The sequence below is a fragment of the Burkholderia sp. AU45388 genome, from assembly GCF_030481585.1.
GTDB lineage: Bacteria > Pseudomonadota > Gammaproteobacteria > Burkholderiales > Burkholderiaceae > Burkholderia > Burkholderia sola.
In genome coordinates, this window is record NZ_JAUJPV010000014.1 from 81,982 (window position 1) to 101,531 (window position 19,550).

At 67.0% G+C, this 19,550-nt stretch carries 19 protein-coding genes and 1 pseudogene; 19 read left to right on the plus strand and 1 reads right to left on the minus strand.

Going from position 1 to position 19,550, the window contains the following annotated elements; genetic code table 11:
* The first annotated feature begins 11 nt into the window (after positions 1-11).
* The 3 genes and pseudogenes from QZM72_RS21675 to QZM72_RS21685 form a co-directional block, all read left to right on the plus strand.
* Positions 12-770: a dimethylarginine dimethylaminohydrolase family protein gene (locus QZM72_RS21675; protein WP_301739161.1), complete on the plus strand. Its 759-nt coding sequence runs from the start codon at positions 12-14 to the stop codon at positions 768-770.
* 98 nt (positions 771-868) lie between these two features.
* On the plus strand, positions 869-1,333 hold the full coding sequence (locus QZM72_RS21680) for an Lrp/AsnC family transcriptional regulator (RefSeq protein WP_301739162.1): 465 nt from the start codon (positions 869-871) through the stop codon (positions 1,331-1,333).
* A 102-nt stretch (positions 1,334-1,435) separates the two neighbouring features.
* Positions 1,436-1,762 (plus strand): annotated as a pseudogene (locus tag QZM72_RS21685) (lysine transporter); the annotation flags it as partial.
* An 88-nt stretch (positions 1,763-1,850) separates the two neighbouring features.
* Here QZM72_RS21685 and QZM72_RS21690 read toward each other — a convergent pair.
* A complete protein-coding gene (locus QZM72_RS21690; RefSeq protein ID WP_301739163.1) occupies positions 1,851-2,576 on the minus strand; it encodes a glutathione S-transferase in 726 nt (241 codons plus the stop codon).
* A gap of 402 nt (positions 2,577-2,978) precedes the next feature.
* Here QZM72_RS21690 and QZM72_RS21695 point away from each other — a divergent pair, with 402 nt between their 5' ends.
* The 16 genes from QZM72_RS21695 (at position 2,979) to folC (ending at position 19,550) form a co-directional block, all read left to right on the plus strand.
* Positions 2,979-3,797: a hypothetical protein gene (locus QZM72_RS21695; protein WP_301739164.1), complete on the plus strand. Its 819-nt coding sequence runs from the start codon at positions 2,979-2,981 to the stop codon at positions 3,795-3,797.
* Positions 3,798-3,838: 41 nt separating this feature from the next.
* Positions 3,839-4,597 carry a Tat pathway signal protein gene (locus tag QZM72_RS21700; RefSeq protein ID WP_301739165.1) on the plus strand — a complete coding sequence of 253 codons (759 nt, stop codon included), beginning with the start codon at positions 3,839-3,841 and terminating at the stop codon, positions 4,595-4,597.
* A 214-nt stretch (positions 4,598-4,811) separates the two neighbouring features.
* A complete protein-coding gene (leuC, locus tag QZM72_RS21705; protein WP_301739166.1) occupies positions 4,812-6,221 on the plus strand; it encodes a 3-isopropylmalate dehydratase large subunit in 1,410 nt (469 codons plus the stop codon).
* Positions 6,222-6,224: 3 nt separating this feature from the next.
* Positions 6,225-6,371, plus strand: coding sequence for an entericidin A/B family lipoprotein (locus QZM72_RS21710; protein WP_089469376.1), 147 nt, complete (start codon positions 6,225-6,227; stop codon positions 6,369-6,371).
* Positions 6,372-6,439: 68 nt separating this feature from the next.
* Positions 6,440-7,090 (plus strand): 3-isopropylmalate dehydratase small subunit, encoded by a 651-nt coding sequence (leuD, locus tag QZM72_RS21715; protein ID WP_301739167.1) that lies wholly within the window; start codon positions 6,440-6,442, stop codon positions 7,088-7,090.
* 79 nt (positions 7,091-7,169) lie between these two features.
* The gene (gene leuB, locus QZM72_RS21720) at positions 7,170-8,237 is read left to right on the plus strand and encodes a 3-isopropylmalate dehydrogenase (RefSeq protein ID WP_011548096.1); all 1,068 of its coding nucleotides are present in this window, start codon (positions 7,170-7,172) and stop codon (positions 8,235-8,237) included.
* Between the two features lie 124 nt (positions 8,238-8,361).
* The gene (locus tag QZM72_RS21725; RefSeq protein ID WP_006756675.1) at positions 8,362-8,481 is read left to right on the plus strand and encodes a hypothetical protein; all 120 of its coding nucleotides are present in this window, start codon (positions 8,362-8,364) and stop codon (positions 8,479-8,481) included.
* Between the two features lie 85 nt (positions 8,482-8,566).
* On the plus strand, positions 8,567-9,688 hold the full coding sequence (asd, locus tag QZM72_RS21730) for an aspartate-semialdehyde dehydrogenase (RefSeq protein ID WP_069618461.1): 1,122 nt from the start codon (positions 8,567-8,569) through the stop codon (positions 9,686-9,688).
* Positions 9,689-10,590: 902 nt separating this feature from the next.
* Complete coding sequence (locus tag QZM72_RS21735) at positions 10,591-12,726, plus strand: FimV/HubP family polar landmark protein (protein WP_301739168.1); 2,136 nt, start codon at positions 10,591-10,593, stop codon at positions 12,724-12,726.
* Positions 12,726-13,538: a tRNA pseudouridine(38-40) synthase TruA gene (gene truA / locus QZM72_RS21740; RefSeq protein WP_179233483.1), complete on the plus strand. Its 813-nt coding sequence runs from the start codon at positions 12,726-12,728 to the stop codon at positions 13,536-13,538. The genes QZM72_RS21735 and truA overlap by 1 nt, the downstream gene beginning before the upstream one ends.
* Positions 13,535-14,236 (plus strand): phosphoribosylanthranilate isomerase, encoded by a 702-nt coding sequence (locus tag QZM72_RS21745; protein ID WP_089469381.1) that lies wholly within the window; start codon positions 13,535-13,537, stop codon positions 14,234-14,236. Before truA ends, QZM72_RS21745 begins: the two co-directional genes overlap by 4 nt.
* A 54-nt stretch (positions 14,237-14,290) precedes the next feature.
* The gene (trpB, locus tag QZM72_RS21750) at positions 14,291-15,484 is read left to right on the plus strand and encodes a tryptophan synthase subunit beta (protein ID WP_089469382.1); all 1,194 of its coding nucleotides are present in this window, start codon (positions 14,291-14,293) and stop codon (positions 15,482-15,484) included.
* A gap of 9 nt (positions 15,485-15,493) precedes the next feature.
* The gene (locus QZM72_RS21755; RefSeq protein WP_089469383.1) at positions 15,494-16,345 is read left to right on the plus strand and encodes a site-specific DNA-methyltransferase; all 852 of its coding nucleotides are present in this window, start codon (positions 15,494-15,496) and stop codon (positions 16,343-16,345) included.
* 42 nt (positions 16,346-16,387) lie between these two features.
* Positions 16,388-17,203 (plus strand): tryptophan synthase subunit alpha, encoded by an 816-nt coding sequence (gene trpA, locus QZM72_RS21760; RefSeq protein WP_089469384.1) that lies wholly within the window; start codon positions 16,388-16,390, stop codon positions 17,201-17,203.
* Positions 17,204-17,267: 64 nt separating this feature from the next.
* Positions 17,268-18,140 (plus strand): acetyl-CoA carboxylase, carboxyltransferase subunit beta, encoded by an 873-nt coding sequence (gene accD, locus QZM72_RS21765; RefSeq protein ID WP_009691548.1) that lies wholly within the window; start codon positions 17,268-17,270, stop codon positions 18,138-18,140.
* A gap of 99 nt (positions 18,141-18,239) precedes the next feature.
* Entirely contained in the window at positions 18,240-19,550 is a 1,311-nt protein-coding gene (gene folC / locus QZM72_RS21770; RefSeq protein ID WP_089469386.1) for a bifunctional tetrahydrofolate synthase/dihydrofolate synthase, read from the plus strand.

Below are 19,550 nucleotides of genomic sequence, written 5' to 3' on the forward strand. Positions count from 1 at the left end.
TGGAGGAGTCGATGCAATTCACGCAAGCGATCGTTCGCCGTCCCGCGCCGTCCTGCGGCGCGGGCCTGACCACCGCCGAACTCGGCGCACCCGATTACGACAAGACGCTCGCGCAGTTCCACGCATACTGCGACGCGTTGCGCATGCTCGGCGTCGAGCTGACCGAATTGCCGCCGCTCGATGCGTTTCCCGATTCGCATTTCGTCGAGGACGTCGCGGTCGTCACGCCCGAATTCGCGGTGATCACGCGCCCCGGCGCGCCCGCCCGGCGCGGCGAGATCGCGCACATCGAAGCGGCGCTGCGCGTGCATCGCGAACTGCTGCCGATGCAGCAGGGCCGCCTCGACGGCGGCGACGTGATGCTGGTCGGCAAGCGCTTCTTCATCGGCCTGACGAGCCGTACCGACGCGCAAGGCATCGCCGCGTTCGAGTCGCTGGTGTCGCGCTACGGTTACTCGGTCGTCGCGGTGCCGGTTGGTGCCGGCCTCCACCTGAAATCGGTCGTCAACGCGCTCGGCGACGACACGCTGCTCGTGACCGACGCGCTGGCCGCGCATCCGGCGTTCGCCGACTATCGCCGGATCGCGATCCCGGCCGCCGACGAATACGCGGGCAACACGCTGCGCGTGAACGGCACGCTGATCACGCCGGCCGGCTATCCGCGCGTGCATGACGCGATCGCGTCGCTCGGCATGCCGCTGCACGTGATCGACACGAGCGAGTTCCGCAAGATGGACGGCGGCCTGACCTGCCTGTCGCTGCGGTTCTAGCCGATTGGCGCGCGGCGGCTTCGGCCGGATAATGTGGCCCGCATGCGGACCGGCAGGCGGCCCGCGCATGAGCCACGACCCGACCGGAGCGAACGCGGATGACCGACAGGAAGATGCGGCTCAACAAGATCGATCTCCGGATTCTCGACATTCTGCGCACCGACGGGCGGATTTCCTACCGGAAGCTGTCGGAGCGCGTGAACCTCACGCCGCGGCCGTGCCAGGCGCGCGTGGAGCGGCTCGAGGCGCTCGGCGTGATCGAAGGGTACCGCGCGGTGATCAACGCGCCGCGCGCGACCAAGCCGATCGTCGTGATCGCGCAGATCGTGCTGGCCGACCACGGGCGTTCGCAAGCGCCGTTCGAAGAGGAAATGCGCGCGAGTCCGGCCGTGCTCGATTGCTGGCTGGTGAGCGGCACGTTCGATTTTCTGGTGCGGCTCGCGTGCGAGGATCTCGACGAGTACCGGCGGATCGCGAACGCGTGGCTGGAAAGCCCGCGGTTCCGGATCGAGAAGATCGTGACGACGGCCGAACTGCAGGCGATCAAGCGCAGCGTCGTGTGATGCGACCGGCCCCGGCAGGGCCGGTTTCGATGCGAATGACCAGGCAATCGATTTGCATTCCAGATGAAATCGGCTGGCCGGCTCACAATCGGGGTGAACACTATGGATGCCATGCAAGCGGCAGCGGAGACGGCCGCACCGTCCGGGACGACGCTGAAGCGCCGTCTGCAGGGCCGCCACATCGCGATGATCGCGATCGGGATCATGGTCTACTTCGTGGTCACCGGGCTGGGCGAGATGGCCGCGCTGATGCCGGTATCGGGCTCGTTCACGATCTACGGCGAGAAGTACGTCGACGAAGGCTTCGGCGTCGCGCTCGGCTGGACCTACTGGTACAGCTGGGCGGTGACGATCGCGATCGAGCTGGTCGCCGCGCAGATCGTGATGCGCTACTGGTTTCCGTCGGTGCCGGGCGTGTGGTGGGGCGCGACGCGGCCGCCGCGCGGCACGGGCCGCCGCACTGATCCTGCGTGCGATCCCACCGGCGCGCGTACGTTCTTCGGTACGTGCCGGGCCGTTACTTGTCCAGCTCCGGATAGTGCCGGAAGATCCCCATGTCGTTGAACGGGATGCGGCGTTCCGACTCAAGGTAGCGCGCGATGGGCGGATGCTGCGCGACGCGATCGTGCAATGCGACGAGCGCCGCGATCTTGCGCTCCGCGCGCTTCATCGCTTTCGGGAACGCATAGCGCAGGCCCTCGATCAGCTGGAGCATCGTCAGGTCCGCGTAGCTGAGCGCGCTGCCCGCGATATAGCCGCTCTTGTGCGGGTTCTGTTCGAGCACGCGATCGAAGTAGCCGAGGAATTTCGGCAGCCGGTTCTCGAGGAAATCGGCCGCGCGCTCGGCCGCTTCCGCTTGCTGGTCCTCGTAGTACAGGCCGCTGCCGATCGGATGGTGCGTGTCGTGGATCTCGGTGATGAAATCGGCGGCGGTCAACTGGATCTGGTGCACCCACAGCCGGCCGGCTTCGTCGTCGGGTGCGAGCCCGAGCCGCGGGCCGAGAAACAGCAGGATGTTCGCGGTTTGCCCGACGACCACGTCGCCCGCCTTCAGGAACGGCGGCGCGAACGGCACGCATTCGGCCTTCGCGCTGTCCATCATGCGCATCATGGCCGACACGCCCATCCCGCGCCCCGATTCGCGCGCGACGTCGACATAGTCGGCGTCGGCTGCCTCGAGCGCGAGCCGCACGTACTCGCCGCGGCCCTGGATCTCAGGCCAGTAATAGAGTTCGTATCGCATGCTGTTCTCCTGTTCGTTGCGCCGAATGCTGTCGGCTGCGTGACGACGGGGCGGCCATGCGGCGCCCGCTGCGAATAGACAGTCTAGGAGATCGTCGGAAAAGTTCCGCGTGCGTCGTGCGCCACGCGCCGGCCACCGGCGAAACAACAGTGCGATGCGCTTGCCACCGATGAAACGGATTCGTCCATCGGCGAAGCGCAGCGGCGGCCGAACGGATTCGATCGGTGTTTTCACCGCAATTTAACCAACGCCGCCTACGATCGCGCTTCACCAGCCGGCGATGCGTCGCGATGCCGATGCGTGCGTGGTTGCTCGATGGCCTTTCCTCTTGACCCCGCGAAATCCGGCGGTCGCGCCTGTGGTCGGGCGCGTTCGTGGTTCGCATCCTTTCGTCCCGCACTCATGAGTCAACATACCCCGGCTTCGTCCCGCAGAACGTTCCTTTGCACCGCGCCGGCCGCGGCGGCTTCATTGCTCGGCGCATGCGGCGGCGACGGCGTCACGTCGGCGCCGATCGGCGACGCCGCGCTGGCCGCGCAGATATCCGCGAAACTGAACGCCCAGCTCGGCGATGCGGCGACCGTCGATGCGATCGTGCCGGCGATGACCGACGTCGGCTTCACGTGGGCGCTGCCGACGGTGCCGGCCGCCCAGATCGGCGCGATCGTCGCGTACAGCTTCGGCAATCGTCCGAACGCGGCGAGCGGCAATACGTCGAGCACCGGCGGCAACCAGTCCGCGTTGCCCGATCCGGGGCCCGTGAACGAAGCGCTTGCGGACGCCGTGTTCCGCATCCGCCAGTTGAAGCCCGTCAAGGTGTACGCGCAGTGGGAAATCGCGCGCTTTCTCGTATCGAAATACGGGCTGGGCGCCGACGTGCTGTCGTCGATCGAACCGGTGACCGCGAGCGACGGCTCGATCGTGTACCTGAGCACCGCGGGCGTCGCGGCCGTGGCCGTATCGCGCGCGGGCGGAGCGGCGGCGATGGGCGCCGTCGCGGTGGTCGGCCATCGCGATCATGCGAAGCGCTGCATCCAGACGTCGCGGCAGGCGGGCATGCAGGCGGCCGCGGTCGCCGAGGTGCCGCTGCCGACGACGTACGACCCGCAGTCGGGCCAGCCGTGGACGCGCAACCGCAGCCTCTATCTCGTGCACGACATGTATGCGCAGATGCTGACGCGCGCGATGACCGCGACGATGCAGGCGTTCCCGAAGGGCTGAGACCTTCCCTCGTTTCTCATTCGAATTCCCTATCCCTGACCATGACGAACCGCCGCCATTTCCTGGCTTCCACTTCATTGCTCGCCGCGTCGTGCGCCGCCGCCGCACCTGCTTTCGCGGACGACGCGCCCGTTTCCGACGCGGAACTGCAGCGCCAGATGCTCGGCAAGCTGACGAACGAACTGAACGATCGCGCGACCGCCGCCGACGAAACCGGTTACCTGCTCGACACGTTTTTCTCGTGGACGCCGCCGACCGTCGATGCTGCCGCCATCAACGCGATTGCCGCGTTCGGTTTCGGCGGTCGCGCCGGCGCATCGGCTGCTACGCCGGTGCCGGACCCCGTGAACGAGGCGATCGCCGATGCGGTGTTCCAGCTTCGGCAGAAAGTCGCGGCGCCGGTCTTCGCGCAGCAGGAAGTCGCAAGCATGCTCGCGTCGAAATACGGACTGACGGCTGGCGTGACGTCGATCGCGACGCCCGCCGCAGTCGCCGGCAGCCCGATACCGACGCCCGACGGCGTGGTCGCCGCGATCGTCAGGCAGGCTGGGTCGGCCACGGCGCTCGGCAAGGTCGGCGTGGTCACGCATCGCGACCAGGCGTCGCTCGCCGTGCGCGTGTCGAACGCGGCGGGGATGCAGGCGGCGGTGCCGGCCGGACTGGCGCTGCCGGGCATCTACGATGCATCGGCCCAGCAGCCGGCGATGCGGCGGCGCGATCTTTACCTGATGAGCAACGCCGGCATGCAACTCTCGATGCTGCGGCTCGCGCTGATCAATCGCGAATATCCGAACGGGTAGGCGAGGGGCGAACACGGGCACCGCACGCGCAATCGTCTCGCGCCGGATCGTGTGTGCCCGTTTTGGCTGGTAATGCCGATACAGGTATTGGCACTACCAGCCAAACCACTGTTTTTAATGGGTTTTTTCGCGTCCGGCCCGCGCCGGCACGCGTTCTGCGTGGCATAATCGACCGCATCCGTAAGGCTTGTAGTCACAACGACCCCGCATACCCATGGCACAGACTCTCTACGACAAACTGTGGAACACCCACGTGGTCCACACCGAGGAAGACGGCACGACCCTGCTCTACATCGACCGTCAGCTGCTGCATGAAGTCACGAGCCCGCAAGCGTTCGAAGGGCTGAAGATCGCGCAGCGTCCGGTGTGGCGCATCAGCGCGAACCTGGCCGTGTCCGACCACAACGTGCCGACGACGGACCGCAGCCACGGCATCGCCGATCCCGTCTCGAAGCTGCAGGTCGACACGCTCGACGCGAACTGCGACGCTTTCGGCATCACGCAGTTCAAGATGAACGACATGCGCCAGGGCATCGTCCACATCATCGGGCCGGAGCAGGGCGCGACGCTGCCGGGCATGACGATCGTGTGCGGCGATTCGCATACGTCGACGCACGGCGCATTCGGCGCGCTCGCGCACGGCATCGGCACGTCGGAAGTCGAGCACGTGCTCGCGACGCAAACCTTGCTGCAGAAGAAGAGCAAGAACATGCTCGTGAAGGTCGAGGGCGCACTGCCGCGCGGCTGTACGGCGAAGGACATCGTGCTCGCGATCATCGGCAAGATCGGCACCGCGGGCGGCACGGGCTACGCGATCGAATTCGGCGGGTCGACCATTCGCGCGCTGACGATGGAAGGCCGCATGACCGTCTGCAACATGGCGATCGAGGCCGGCGCGCGCGCAGGCATGGTCGCGGTGGACGACACGACGATCGAATACCTGAAGGGCCGTCCGTTCGTGCCGACCGGCGCGGAATGGGATCAGGCCGTCGAGTACTGGCGCCAGTTCAAGTCGGACGACGGCGCGCAGTTCGACCGCGTGGTCGAGCTGAACGCCGCCGAGATCGTCCCGCAGGTCACGTGGGGCACGTCGCCGGAAATGGTCACGTCGATCGACGGCCGCGTGCCCGATCCCGAGCGCGAGAAGGATCCGGTCAAGCGCGACGCGATGGAGCGCGCGCTGGCGTACATGGCGCTCGAGCCGAACACGCCGATCGAATCGATCAAGGTCGACAAGATCTTCATCGGCTCGTGCACGAATGCGCGAATCGAGGACATCCGCGCGGCCGCGTACGTCGTGAAGAAGCTGAACCGTCGCGTCGCGTCGAACGTGCGGCTCGCGATGGTCGTGCCGGGCTCGGGCCTCGTGAAGGCGCAGGCCGAGCGCGAAGGGCTCGACAAGGTGTTCACCGATGCGGGCTTCGAATGGCGCGAGCCGGGCTGCTCGATGTGCCTCGCGATGAACGCCGACCGGCTCGAGCCGGGCGAGCGTTGCGCGTCGACGTCGAACCGCAACTTCGAAGGGCGGCAGGGCGCGGGCGGTCGCACGCACCTCGTGAGCCCCGCGATGGCGGCGGCCGCGGCGATCGAAGGTCACTTCGTCGACATTCGCCAGCTGGGGTAACACGTGACGGCATCGAAGGTCATCGCGCGGCTGGTCGCCGCGCTGGCGCTGGCGGGGTTGGGCTTCGGCCTGGCCGGCTGCAATACCGTCCAAGGCTTCGGGGAAGACGTCAACGCCGCCGGCAACGCGCTGAAGCGCGCCGCGGAGTGACGTTTCCCGCCGAGAATTTGTCGATGTGCGCCGGCTGACTGCCGGCCCTTCAACCGGATAGACGGATCATGGAAAAATTCACTGTACATACCGGCGTCGTGGCGCCGCTCGATCGCGAGAACGTCGACACCGACGCGATCATCCCGAAGCAGTTCCTGAAGTCGATCAAGCGCACGGGCTTCGGTCCGAACGCGTTCGACGAGTGGCGCTACCTCGATCACGGCGAGCCGGGCCAGGACAACTCGAAGCGTCCGTTGAACCCGGATTTCGTGCTGAACCAGCCGCGCTACCAGGGCGCATCGGTGCTTCTCGCCCGCAAGAACTTCGGCTGCGGCAGCTCGCGCGAGCACGCGCCGTGGGCGCTGCAGCAGTACGGCTTCCGCGCGATCATCGCGCCGAGCTTCGCGGACATCTTCTTCAACAACTGCTACAAGAACGGTCTGCTGCCGATCGTGCTGACCGAACAGCAGGTCGATCACCTGTTCAACGAGACGGTCGCGTTCAACGGGTTTGAACTGACGATCGATCTCGACGCGCAGGTCGTGCGCGCGGGCGACGGCCGCGAGTATCCGTTCGAGATCGCCGCGTTTCGCAAGTACTGTCTGATGAACGGCTTCGACGACATCGGCCTCACGCTGCGCCACGCGGACAAGATCCGCCAGTTCGAGGCGGAGCGGCTCGTGAAGCAGCCTTGGCTCAACACCAAGCTGGTCGGCTGACGTCGCGTTCGAGGCGGGCGCGCTTTTCGCGCGCTCGCCGGCCTGCCTCCATCACCATCTACCCAGTCAGGAATTTCGCATGAAGATTGCAGTGCTGCCCGGCGACGGCATCGGTCCGGAAATCGTCAATGAAGCGGTGAAGGTGCTGAACGCACTCGACGAGAAGTTCGAACTCGAACAGGCGCCGGTCGGCGGCGCGGGCTACGAGGCGAGCGGCCATCCGCTGCCCGACGCGACGCTGGCGCTCGCGAAGCAGGCCGACGCGATCCTGTTCGGCGCGGTCGGCGACTGGAAGTACGACTCGCTGGAGCGCGCGCTGCGCCCCGAGCAGGCGATCCTCGGGCTGCGCAAGCATCTCGAGTTGTTCGCGAATTTCCGCCCGGCGATCTGCTATCCGCAGCTCGTCGATGCTTCGCCGTTGAAGCCGGAGCTCGTCGCGGGCCTCGACATCCTGATCGTGCGCGAACTGAACGGCGACATCTACTTCGGCCAGCCGCGCGGCGTGCGCGCGGCGCCGGACGGCCCGTTCGCCGGCGAGCGCGAAGGTTTCGACACGATGCGCTATTCGGAGCCGGAAGTGCGCCGCATCGCGCACGTCGCGTTCCAGGCCGCGCAAAAGCGCGCGAAGAAGCTGCTGTCGGTCGACAAGTCGAACGTGCTGGAAACGTCGCAGTTCTGGCGCGACATCATGATCGACGTGTCGAAGGAGTACGCGGACGTCGAGCTGTCGCACATGTACGTCGACAACGCGGCGATGCAGCTCGCGAAGGCGCCGAAGCAGTTCGACGTGATCGTCACCGGCAACATGTTCGGCGACATCTTGTCGGACGAAGCGTCGATGCTGACGGGCTCGATCGGCATGCTGCCGTCGGCATCGCTCGACAAGCACAATAAGGGCCTGTACGAGCCGTCGCACGGTTCGGCGCCGGATATCGCCGGCAAGGGCATCGCGAACCCGCTCGCGACGATCCTGTCGGCCGCGATGCTGCTGCGTTACTCGCTGAATCGCGCCGAGCAGGCCGATCGCATCGAGCGCGCGGTGAAAACGGTGCTCGAACAGGGTTACCGCACCGGCGACATCGCGACGCCGGGCTGCAAGCAGGTCGGCACGGCCGCGATGGGCGATGCGGTGGTCGCCGCGCTGTAAGCGCATGGCGATGAAGTGCGGTAATTGATTCATGTGGAAAAGGGCGCGAACGGGCCGTCAAAATCGGCTGGTTCGCGTGCGGTTGGCCGTTGTGCGGGCCACCGGCTTTGTGTAGACTCGAATGATGGCGCTGATTTCCCTGATCTCCCCGGTCCTGAAACTCCACGGCAACACTGCCCGTGCGGGTGCGCGCGCCATCGTCATCACGAAAACCATTACCACGAAAACGATCATTAAACGCTGATCGCCGTCGTGCCCGCCTGTTTCCCCGCGCGGTCACGCGGGGACGGAAATGGCGGGGAAGCTCCATTCAAAGCAAAGGGTTAGTCATGAACGTAGGTCTCGTAGGTTGGCGCGGCATGGTCGGCAGCGTCCTGATGCAGCGCATGCAGGAAGAGGGCGATTTCGACCTGATCGAACCGGTGTTTTTCAGCACCAGCAACACGGGCGGCAAGGCGCCGTCGTTCGCGAAAAACGAGACCACGCTCAAGGACGCGACCAACGTCGACGAGCTGAAGAAGTGCGACGTGATCATCACGTGCCAGGGCGGCGACTACACGAACGACGTGTTCCCGAAGCTGCGCGCGGCCGGCTGGAACGGCTACTGGATCGACGCGGCATCGTCGCTGCGGATGCAGGACGACGCGGTCATCATCCTCGATCCGGTCAACCTCGACGTGATCAAGGACGCGCTCGTCAAGGGCACGAAGAACTTCATCGGCGGCAACTGCACGGTCAGCCTGATGCTGATGGCGCTCGGCGGCCTGTTCCGCGAGAACCTCGTCGACTGGATCACCGCGATGACCTACCAGGCCGCATCGGGCGCGGGCGCGCAGAACATGCGCGAGCTGCTGTCGCAGATGGGCACGCTGAACGGCGCGGTGCAGGAACAGCTCGCCGATCCGGCTTCCGCGATCCTCGACATCGACCGCCGCGTGCTGGCCGCGATGAACAGCGACGCGATGCCGACGAGCCACTTCGGCGTGCCGCTCGCCGGTTCGCTGATTCCGTGGATCGACAAGGATCTCGGCAACGGGATGTCGAAGGAAGAGTGGAAGGGCGGCGCGGAAACCAACAAGATCCTCGGCAAGCCGGCGATGGGCGAGCCGGGTTCGATCCCGGTAGACGGCCTGTGCGTGCGGATCGGCGCGATGCGCTGCCACTCGCAGGCGCTGACGATCAAGCTGAAGAAGGACGTGCCGCTCGACGAGATCAACGGCATCCTCGCCTCGGCGAACGACTGGGTGAAGGTCGTGCCGAACGAGCGTGAAGCGTCGATGCGCGACCTGTCGCCGGCGAAGATCACCGGCACGCTGACGGTGCCGGTCGGCCGCCTGCGCAAGCTCGCGATGGGCGGCGAATACCTGTCGGCGTTCACGGTCGGCGACCAGTTGCTGTGGGGCGCGGCCGAGCCGCTGCGCCGCATGCTGCGCATCCTGCTCGACAAGTAAGCACGCCGGCTGTCCGGCCCGCGGGCCGGCTGCACGATACGACGCGCCGCGTCGGCCTCGAGATTCGGGGCCGGCGCGGCGCGTTTTTCATGCGCGATTCAGCGCAGGTTCAGCAGCGTGTGGTCGACGGTTTGCTGGGTCTTGATCGTCTGCGCATTCGCCTGGTAATTCCGGCCTTTCCGGCATGGGCGAGCGCGGGGTCGACATGTGCCGATTCCTGTTTGAAGGCGATCGTATCGACGGGAATTATTGGGTCTGTGTAATTTTGTGTGATGCAATTGAATTAATGCAGAAAAAATCGATTTTGTATGGGCAATGGAGCGTGCGGAAGGCGGCCAAAGCCATACGGAGCGGGGGTTTGGCGGTGTGGATTTTTATTTCTCCTATAAGAGAGGGAAATTGCCTTCTTATCGACGAATTGGAATTGATTGGAGCGGAGTGGGGCGTCGGTCGAAATGGGTTTTGATTTTTACGGCTGCTCATTCATTAACGACGGGCGAGGTGAATTGTCGGGGCCGCGTTTTCGATTCTGTCGCTGCGTCCCTGCGGCGGACGCCCGCTGAGCGCAAGAAAGCTGCGTCATTCGAGCGGGGCGCGAGGCTGCCGCGAGACGGCTTTCAACTGAGGTACGCAGGTCGTTTTGACCGATCGGGTACATGGGCTGCGGGCACGCGGACTCGCGCGGCACGAGCGCCCGCCTGCGCCCGGCCGTACCCCGGCCGTACGTGTCGGGCGACGAATTCGGCCGGAATCCGATCGTGTGAAGTAAACTACGCGGTTACGACGCACAGACCCGCCGAAAGCGTCGCGTTCCGCGCGACGCTTTTGCATTTCTGCGGCACTTTATTGACGCTTCCAACCGCGAATCCGAGCCGCGCCCGTGCGCGGCGATAGAGCCAACGATGTCCCGAATTTCCTTGTTTCCGCGCCGGTCCCGTCTGTCGCGCGCCGTGCGTGGCGCGCTGGCGATCCTGGCGCTCGGCGCAGCCGCATCGGCGTGGGCCGTCGGCACCGGCGACCTGCCGGCATCCGGCGTTGGCGCCGCCGCACCGCTTACCGTGACGGTCCAGCCGGGCCAGTCGCTGAACGACATCGCGAAGGCGGCCACGCAATCGCACGATCCGGCCGTGCTCGCGCGCGCCGGGCGTGCGCTGTTCGACGCCAATCCGCAGGCGTTCATGAAGCGCGATGCGAGCCGTTTGAAAGTCGGCGCGACGCTGACGGTGCCCGCGCTCGACGCCACCGGCGCGGCGCTCGCGCCGGCCGGCGCATCCGCTGCGTCGGGTACGGCGGCCGCGTCCGCGCCCGCCGCCGCATCGGGCGGGGCGGCGATCGCGCAGTACGGCGCATCCGCGCCGCATCCCGGTTCGGCCGCGCAACCCGCGCCGGTGGCGCCGGCCGCGCATGCGGCTTCGGCGAGCGGGGCGAGTGCCGCGACGGCGGCAGCGGCGGGCGCGTCCGTTTCGAGCGGCGTTTCGGCGTCGATCGGCGCGTCGGCTACCCATGGCGCGTCGGCTGTCGATGGCACGCAGCCGGCTGCGCCCACGGGCGGTGCGAGCGGTCCGCATGTATGGAGCGGTGCGATCCAGTCGGCGCCGTCGTCCGCGAGCGAGGCCACGGCGCAGTCAGTGCCGGGCAACCCCGTTTCCGGCGTGCGCGAGCCGGCCGGCGCAGCGCCCGCGGTGGGTGCGTCGCAGCCGCGGCCGTCGAGCCTGCAGCAATTGCTTGCGTTGAAGAACCGCGTGCTGATGGAGTTGCAAAAGCACGGCATCGGCAAGCCGGCGACGACGACCGGCGTCGCGCCTGCTCCGGCGCCCGCCGCGCCGCGTGCGGCCGCGAATGACGCGGGTGCATCGGCCGCTGCAGCAAGGGCGGACGAAGCCGCGTCGGGTGTGGCAGCCAGTGCGCCGCAACCGGCATCGGCTTCCGTGCAACCGGTCGCGCCTGTCGCGACTCCGGCACGTCGTACCGAACAGATGGACTGGCGCCCGGCCGCCGCGGCCGGCGCTGCCGTGATCGTGCTCGCGGCCGGCTTCGCATGGCGCAAGCGCCGGAAGGGGCGCCGCGCGGGTGAGGCGGGTTCTGCTGCGACCGCGGCTGCAGTAGGCGCCGCCGCGGCTGCAGAAGCGCAAGCCGCGCCGTCCGTCGAACGCGAACTGCCGATCACGCCCGAGATGCCGGTCGCACGCGATGCGGCAGCCGACATGAATCTCGCCGAGGCGACTGCTGCCGCGGCGGAGACGATCGAGCCGCCGGCAGCGGATACGTCGCCCGCGCCCGAAATGGCGGCGCTGCGCGACGAGTCGCCCGAATTGCCGGCTGCTGACGCTGTCGCGTCGGCCGCGAACGAGGTGACCCCGGTTTCGGCTGAGACCCCGCACGACGCAGAACCGGCGGAAGAACCTCCTGCCGCCGATGAGCCGGCCGAGCCGACCGTCGCACCTACCGCACCTGCTGCGCCTTCGAGCACCGACGCGCAGCACGCGGCACTGATGCAGAACGCGATCAGCGCGCTCAACAGTCTCGACATGCCGTTGCCGCCGCGGACGGGGGACGAGCCGTCGACGGCGGCGGAGGAACCGTCTGCGCGCGCACCGCAGTCCGACGCCGATGAAATTGCAACTAACGGTCAAGCCGCCCAGCACCCGCCGATGAGTGCGGCTGAAACGACACCGGAACATCCAGCCGACCAGGACGACGAGTTCGACTGGGATCCGGACGCGGCGACGCCTGTCGGCCAGGCGGGTATCCCGCCTGCGACAACTTCGCTGCCGCCGCTTGGCGGCGCGCAGTTCGGCGCGCTGAAGCTCGACTTCGATCTCGACCTCCCGTCCACGCCGGGCGTCGCGTTGCCCGCGCTCACGCCGGACGAGCTCGCGCGCATCGCCCGCAACAAGCTCGACCTCGCGGCCGAGTACGTCGAACTGGGCGACCTGTCCGGCGCGCGGACGCTGCTGCAGGAAGTGGTCGACGCGAACGACGCCGCGACGCGCGACGATGCCCGCGCGCTGCTCGCGAAACTGGCGGACGAGGCGTGATGCGGATCGCGCTGGGCATCCAGTACGACGGCGCGGCGTTCTGCGGCTGGCAGGCGCAGCCGCACGGCAAGACCGTGCAGGACCGGCTCGAACATGCGCTGGCCGAGTTCGCGCGGGTGCCGCTGCATACGACGGTGGCCGGGCGGACCGATACCGGCGTGCACGGGCTCGGGCAGGTCGTGCATTTCGACACGGATCTCGAGCGTGAGGTGTTCTCGTGGGTGCGCGGCACCAATGCGTTCCTGCCGCCGACCGTGTCGGTGCAGTGGGCGAAGCCGATGCCGGACACGTTCCATGCGCGCTTCTCGGCGTTCGAGCGCACCTATTACTACGCGCTGTACGTGCATCCGGTGCGTTCGCCGATGCTGGCCGGGCGCGCGGGCTGGATCCACACGCCGCTCGATGACGACGCGATGCGCGCCGCCGCCGCGCACCTGATCGGCGAGCACGACTTTTCGTCGTTCCGGTCGTCGGAATGCCAGTCGAAGACGCCGGTCAAACACCTGTATCAGATCGACGTGCGGCGCGCGGGGCATTTCCTCCATTTCCGCTTCCGCGCGAACGCGTTCCTGCATCACATGGTGCGTAACCTGATGGGCTGTCTCGTCGCGGTCGGGCGCGGCCGCTATCCGGCCGACTGGCTCGCCGACGTGCTGGCCGGTCGCGACCGCAACCTCGCGGCCCCGACGTTCATGGCCGACGGGCTGTACCTCGCCCACGTCGGCTACCCGGCGGAATTCGCCGTCCCGCCCGCGCAGCTCGGCAGCGTGCCGTGGAGCAGCGTCTGGGCGGATCTGGACCCACAAACATGACGGAGCACGCCGTGTCTTCTTCGACTTCCGCCGCGGCCGTCCTGCCGCCGCGCACGCGCATCAAGCTGTGCGGGCTGTCGCGCCCCGAGGACGTGCTGCACGCGGCGGCGCTCGGCGCCGACGCGATCGGCCTCGTGTTTTACCCGAAGAGCCCGCGCGCGGTGACGATCGCGCAGGCGGCCGAGCTGGCGAGCCTGGCGCCGCCGTTCGTGTCGGTGGTCGGGCTGTTCGTGAATGCGACGGAAGCCGAGATCGAAGCCGTCGTGCGCGACGTGCCGCTCACGATGCTGCAGCTCCACGGCGACGAGACGCCGGCGCAGTGCGACGCGCTCGGCCGCGCGGCCCGCCTGCCGTGGCTTCGCGCGGTTCGCGTCGGCCCCTCGACGCAGCGTGCCGATTTGGTAGAATCGGCTCTTCATTATTCGAAAGCGCGCGGCCTCCTGTTCGACACTTTGGTGCCGGATTACGGCGGTAGCGGCAAGGTCTTCGATTGGTCTCTTATTCCCGCAGAGCTCGCGCGTCGGGCCGTTTTGAGTGGTGGCTTGAACGCGCAAAACGTCGGTGATGCGATCCGCCAGCTGTGTCCGTTTGCTGTCGATGTCTCGAGTGGCATCGAAGTGGAGGGCGCGAAGGGCGTGAAGGATCACGCCCGGATGGCGGCGTTCGTACGCGCGGTGCGCGAAGCGGACGCCGGGTGATGCAAGCCGGTGCGGCCCCGAAAGCGGGCGCACCGACCGATCGAGAGAGACACCATGTACAACCTTCCTGATGATCGCGGCCATTTCGGCCCGTATGGCGGCGTGTTCGTCGCCGAGACGCTGATTCACGCGCTGGACGAACTGCGCGCGGCGTATGAAAAGTTCCAGAACGATCCCGACTTCGTCGCCGAATTCGAGCGCGAGCTGAAGTATTTCGTCGGCCGCCCGTCGCCGATCTATCACGCGCAGCGCTGGAGCGAGATGCTCGGCGGCGCGCAGATCTACCTGAAGCGCGAGGACCTGAACCACACGGGTGCGCACAAGATCAACAACGTGATCGGCCAGGCGCTGCTCGCCAAGCGCATGGGCAAGAAGCGCGTGATCGCGGAAACGGGCGCCGGCCAGCACGGCGTCGCGACCGCGACGATCTGCGCGCGCTTCGGGATGGAATGCGTCGTCTACATGGGCTCGGAGGACGTGCGCCGGCAGGCCGCGAACGTCTACCGGATGAAGCTGCTGGGCGCGACGGTCGTGCCGGTCGAATCGGGTTCGCGCACGCTGAAGGATGCGCTGAACGAAGCGATGCGCGACTGGGTCACGAACATCGAAAGCACGTTCTACATCATCGGCACGGTCGCGGGCCCGCACCCGTACCCGATGATGGTGCGCGACTTCCAGCGCGTGATCGGCGACGAGTGCAAGGTGCAGATGCCGGAACTCGCCGGCCGGCAGCCGGATGCCGTGATCGCCTGCGTCGGCGGCGGGTCGAACGCGATGGGCATCTTCTATCCGTACATCGACGACCAATCGGTGCAGCTGATCGGCGTCGAAGCGGCCGGCGACGGCCTCGACACGGGCCATCACGCGGCATCGCTGATCGCCGGCAGCCCGGGCGTGCTGCACGGCAACCGCACCTACCTGCTGCAGGACGACAACGGCCAGATCATCGAGACGCATTCGGTGTCGGCGGGCCTCGACTATCCGGGCGTCGGCCCCGAGCACGCATGGCTGAAGGACAGCGGCCGCGCGCAGTACGTGCCGATCACCGACGATGAAGCGTTGAAGGCGTTCCACGACTGCTGCCGGATCGAGGGAATCATCCCCGCGCTCGAGTCGAGCCACGCGATCGCGTATGGCGTGAAGCTCGCGCCGACGTTGCCGAAGGACAAGATCCTGCTCGTCAACCTGTCGGGCCGCGGCGACAAGGACATGCACACGGTCGCCGAGCGATCGGGCATCGAGCTCTGACCCCGACCGATGCGTGACCTAATCGAAGAGCCGGGCGGCGGCGCCGCGAGCGAGGCGGAGGCGGTTCAGCCCGCCGCTGCCGTGCCGCGCGCGCTGCCGTCCGGTATCGAACTGCACAACCGCGATTTCCTGACCGATGCCGCGCACCTGCCGGACGCGTCGATCGACCTGATCGTCGCCGATCCGCCGTACGGGCTCGGCAAGGACTACGGCAACGATTCGGACAAGCGCTCGGGCGACGATTTCCTCGCGTGGACGCGCGGGTGGCTCGAACTGGCGATTCCGAAGCTGAAGCCGAGCGGGTCGATGTACATCTTCTGCACGTGGCAGTACGCGCCGGAAATCTTCAGTTTCCTGAAGACGCAGCTCACGATGGTCAACGAGATCATCTGGGACCGGCGCGTGCCGAGCATGGGCGGCACGACGCGCCGTTTCACGTCGGTGCACGACAACATCGGCTTTTTCGCGGTTTCCAAGGCGTATTACTTCGATCTCGATCCGGTCCGCATCCCGTACGACGCCGACACGAAGAAGGCCCGCTCGCGCAAGCTGTTCGAGGGCAGCAAGTGGCTGGAGATGGGCTACAACCCGAAGGACGTCTGGTCGGTCTCGCGCCTGCACCGGCAGCACGCGGAGCGCGTCGATCATCCGACCCAGAAGCCGCTCGAAATCATCGAGCGGATGGTGCTCGCGAGCTGCCCGCCGGGCGGCCGCGTGCTCGATCCGTTCATGGGCAGCGGCACGACCGCGGTGGCCTGCGCACGGCAGGGGCGCGACTTCGTCGGCTACGAGATCAACGAAAGCTATTGTGCGATCGCGCACGAGCGCGTGAGCGCGCTCGCCGCGCCGGCGTGCGCGTGAATCGCGCCGCCGCATCGCCGAACGCATCTAGGAAAAATTGCCATGTCCCGTATTCAGCAGACCTTCGCCGCGCTCGCCGAACAAGGCCGTAAGGGCCTGATCCCGTTCATCACGGCCGGCGACCCCGATCCCGCGAAAACCGTCGAATTCATGCACGCGCTCGCCGCAGGCGGCGCGGACGTGATCGAACTCGGCGTGCCGTTCTCCGATCCGATGGCCGACGGCCCCGTGATCCAGCGCTCGTCGGAACGCGCGCTCGCGCGCGGCGTCACGTTGAAGAGCGTGCTCGCCGACGTGAAGCGTTTTCGCGAAACCGACCCCAAAACCCCCGTCGTGCTGATGGGGTATGCGAACCCGATCGAACGGATGGGCGTCGACACGTTCGCGGCCGAAGCGCACGCGGCTGGCGTCGACGGCGTACTGGTGGTCGACTATCCGCCGGAAGAGGCGGGCGTGTTCGCGGAAAAGATGCGTGCCGCGCAGATCGATCCGATCTTCCTGCTCGCGCCCACGTCGACCGACGAACGCATCGCCGACGTCGGCAAGATCGCGAGCGGCTACGTGTATTACGTGTCGCTCAAGGGGGTGACCGGCGCGGGAAATCTGGATGTTTCGAGCATTGCGGGTAAAATCCCGGCCATCAAGTCGCGCGTGCCGGTTCCGGTGGGCGTCGGCTTCGGCATCCGCGACGCCGAAACGGCGCGCGCGGTGGCCGAAGTATCGGACGCCGTCGTGATCGGCAGCCGCCTCGTGCAACTGCTCGAGAGCGCCGCGCCGGAAGGTGCCGCCGCCGCGCTGAAGTCGTTCATCGCCGAGCTGCGCGCCGCCCTGGACGGTGCCGGCAACACGGCGCGGTAAACACAACACAGGAAGCGGGAACGGGCCGGTCGGCCCGCCCCGCCACGGAACAGGAAACCATACGATGAGCTGGCTCGACAAACTGTTGCCGCCGAAGATCAAGCAGACCGACCCGAAAAGCCGCAAGGGCATTCCGGAAGGCCTGTGGGTCAAGTGCCCGTCCTGCGAGGCCGTTCTCTATCGCAACGACGTGGACGCGAACCTGCACGTGTGCCCGAAGTGCGATCACCACATGCGCATCGGCGCGCGCGAGCGCCTCGACGGGCTGCTCGATCCGGAAGGCCGCTATGAAATCGGCCAGGAAATCGTGCCGGTCGACTCGCTGAAGTTCAAGGACAGCCGCAAGTACCCCGATCGTCTGAAAGAAGCGATGGACGAAACCGGCGAAACCGACGCGATGGTCGTGATGGGCGGCGCGATCCACACGCTGCCCGTCGTCGCGGCCTGCTTCGAGTTCTCGTTCATGGGCGGCTCGATGGGTTCGGTCGTCGGCGAGCGCTTCGCGCGCGGCGCGCAGAACGCGCTGGAGCAGCACGTGCCGTTCATCTGCTTCACCGCGTCGGGCGGCGCCCGGATGCAGGAGAGCCTGCTGTCGCTGATGCAGATGGCCAAGACCACCGCGATGCTGACCAAGCTGGCCGAAGCGAAGCTGCCGTTCATCTCGGTGCTGACCGACCCGACGATGGGCGGCGTGTCGGCGAGCTTCGCGTTTCTCGGCGACGTCGTGATCGCCGAGCCGAAGGCGCTGATCGGCTTCGCCGGCCCGCGCGTGATCGAGCAGACGGTCCGCGAGAAGCTTCCGGAAGGCTTCCAGCGCGCCGAATTCCTGCTGAAGACGGGCGCGATCGACATGATCGTCGACCGTCGCAAGATGCGCGACGAGATCGCGCAGTTGCTCGCGCTGCTGCAGCGACAGCCGGCCGACGCGCTGGCCTGACCGGCGCAAGGTTGTGACTCTGCGCGTCGCCTGGCTTCAGCGTCAGGCGGCGCGCTTCGTTTTTTGGCGTAGTGGCGGTACCGATCCAGATTTGATCCGATGAGCACTTTTCCCACTCTCGACGCGTGGCTTTCGCATCTCGAACGCGCGCACCCGGTCGGCATCGACATGGGCCTGACCCGCATCGGGCAGGTCAAGGCGGCGCTGCAGCTCGAATTCGCGTGCCCGGTGATCACCGTCGGCGGCACGAACGGCAAGGGCTCGACCTGCGCGTTCCTCGAGACGATCCTCGTGCGCGCGGGCTACAAGGTCGGCTGCCATACGTCGCCGCACCTGCTCGAATTCAACGAGCGCGCGCGCGTGAACGGGCAGAACGTGACCGACGACGAACTGCTGCCGCACTTCGAGGCCGTCGAAGCCGCGCGCACGTCGCTGGCCGAACCGGTGTCGCTCACGTATTTCGAATTCACGACGCTCGCGATCCTGCATCTGTTCGCGTCGCGCGGGCTCGATGCGGTGATCCTCGAAGTCGGCCTCGGCGGCCGGCTCGATGCGGTGAACATCATCGATACCGATTGCGCGATCGTCACGAGCATCGACATCGACCACACCGAATACCTCGGCGACACGCGCGAGAAGATCGCGTTCGAGAAGGCCGGGATCTTCCGCGCGGGCAAGCCGGCGATCTGCGGCGATCCGGCCGCGCCGCAAACGCTGATCGACCACGCCGAAGCGATCGGCGCCGATCTGTGGCTGGTCGGCCGCGATTTCCGCTACGAGGCGCAGGCGGGCGCCGAGCGTCAGCAATGGAGCTACCTTGGCCGCGACAAGCGTTATCCGGCGCTCGCTTATCCGGCGTTGCGCGGCGCGAATCAGCTGATCAATGCGTCGGCCGCGCTTGCCGCGCTCGAGGCGCTGCGCCCGGTGCTGCCGGTGTCCGCGCAGGACATCCGGCTCGGGCTGGCGAACGTCGAGCTGCCGGGGCGTTTCCAGGTGCTGCCCGGCAAGCCGGCGATCGTGCTCGACGTCGCGCACAACCCGCATGCGTCGGCCGTGCTCGAGCAGAACCTCGGCAACATGGGCTTCTTCCCTTACACGTACGCGGTGTTCGGCGCGATGCACGACAAGGACATCGACGGTGTGCTGCGGCACCTGAAGGGCGAGATCGACCACTGGTGCGTGACCGACCTGCCGCTGCCGCGCGCGGCCTCGGCGGAGCAGCTCGAAGCCGCGCTGCGCAAGGCTGGCGTGGAGGAGGGGCCCGATTCGAGCGTGACGCGCTACGCGTCGCCCGCGGAAGCGTTTCGCGATGCACTAAAAAGAGCATCCGAGAATGATAGAATCGTGGTTTTCGGCAGTTTCCATACGGTTGCCGGCGTGCTGGCCTACCGTAAATCGCAGCAACACTGA

Coding starts and splice junctions, on each gene's coding strand:
- QZM72_RS21675 (WP_301739161.1), top strand. CDS start 12: ATGCAATTCACGCAAGCGATCGTTCGCCGTCCCGCGCCGTCCTGCGGC.
- QZM72_RS21680 (WP_301739162.1), top strand. CDS start 869: ATGACCGACAGGAAGATGCGGCTCAACAAGATCGATCTCCGGATTCTC.
- QZM72_RS21690 (WP_301739163.1), bottom strand. CDS start 2,576: ATGCGATACGAACTCTATTACTGGCCTGAGATCCAGGGCCGCGGCGAG.
- QZM72_RS21695 (WP_301739164.1), top strand. CDS start 2,979: ATGAGTCAACATACCCCGGCTTCGTCCCGCAGAACGTTCCTTTGCACC.
- QZM72_RS21700 (WP_301739165.1), top strand. CDS start 3,839: ATGACGAACCGCCGCCATTTCCTGGCTTCCACTTCATTGCTCGCCGCG.
- leuC (WP_301739166.1), top strand. CDS start 4,812: ATGGCACAGACTCTCTACGACAAACTGTGGAACACCCACGTGGTCCAC.
- leuD (WP_301739167.1), top strand. CDS start 6,440: ATGGAAAAATTCACTGTACATACCGGCGTCGTGGCGCCGCTCGATCGC.
- leuB (WP_011548096.1), top strand. CDS start 7,170: ATGAAGATTGCAGTGCTGCCCGGCGACGGCATCGGTCCGGAAATCGTC.
- QZM72_RS21725 (WP_006756675.1), top strand. CDS start 8,362: ATGGCGCTGATTTCCCTGATCTCCCCGGTCCTGAAACTCCACGGCAAC.
- asd (WP_069618461.1), top strand. CDS start 8,567: ATGAACGTAGGTCTCGTAGGTTGGCGCGGCATGGTCGGCAGCGTCCTG.
- QZM72_RS21735 (WP_301739168.1), top strand. CDS start 10,591: ATGTCCCGAATTTCCTTGTTTCCGCGCCGGTCCCGTCTGTCGCGCGCC.
- truA (WP_179233483.1), top strand. CDS start 12,726: ATGCGGATCGCGCTGGGCATCCAGTACGACGGCGCGGCGTTCTGCGGC.
- QZM72_RS21745 (WP_089469381.1), top strand. CDS start 13,535: ATGACGGAGCACGCCGTGTCTTCTTCGACTTCCGCCGCGGCCGTCCTG.
- trpB (WP_089469382.1), top strand. CDS start 14,291: ATGTACAACCTTCCTGATGATCGCGGCCATTTCGGCCCGTATGGCGGC.
- QZM72_RS21755 (WP_089469383.1), top strand. CDS start 15,494: ATGCGTGACCTAATCGAAGAGCCGGGCGGCGGCGCCGCGAGCGAGGCG.
- trpA (WP_089469384.1), top strand. CDS start 16,388: ATGTCCCGTATTCAGCAGACCTTCGCCGCGCTCGCCGAACAAGGCCGT.
- accD (WP_009691548.1), top strand. CDS start 17,268: ATGAGCTGGCTCGACAAACTGTTGCCGCCGAAGATCAAGCAGACCGAC.
- folC (WP_089469386.1), top strand. CDS start 18,240: ATGAGCACTTTTCCCACTCTCGACGCGTGGCTTTCGCATCTCGAACGC.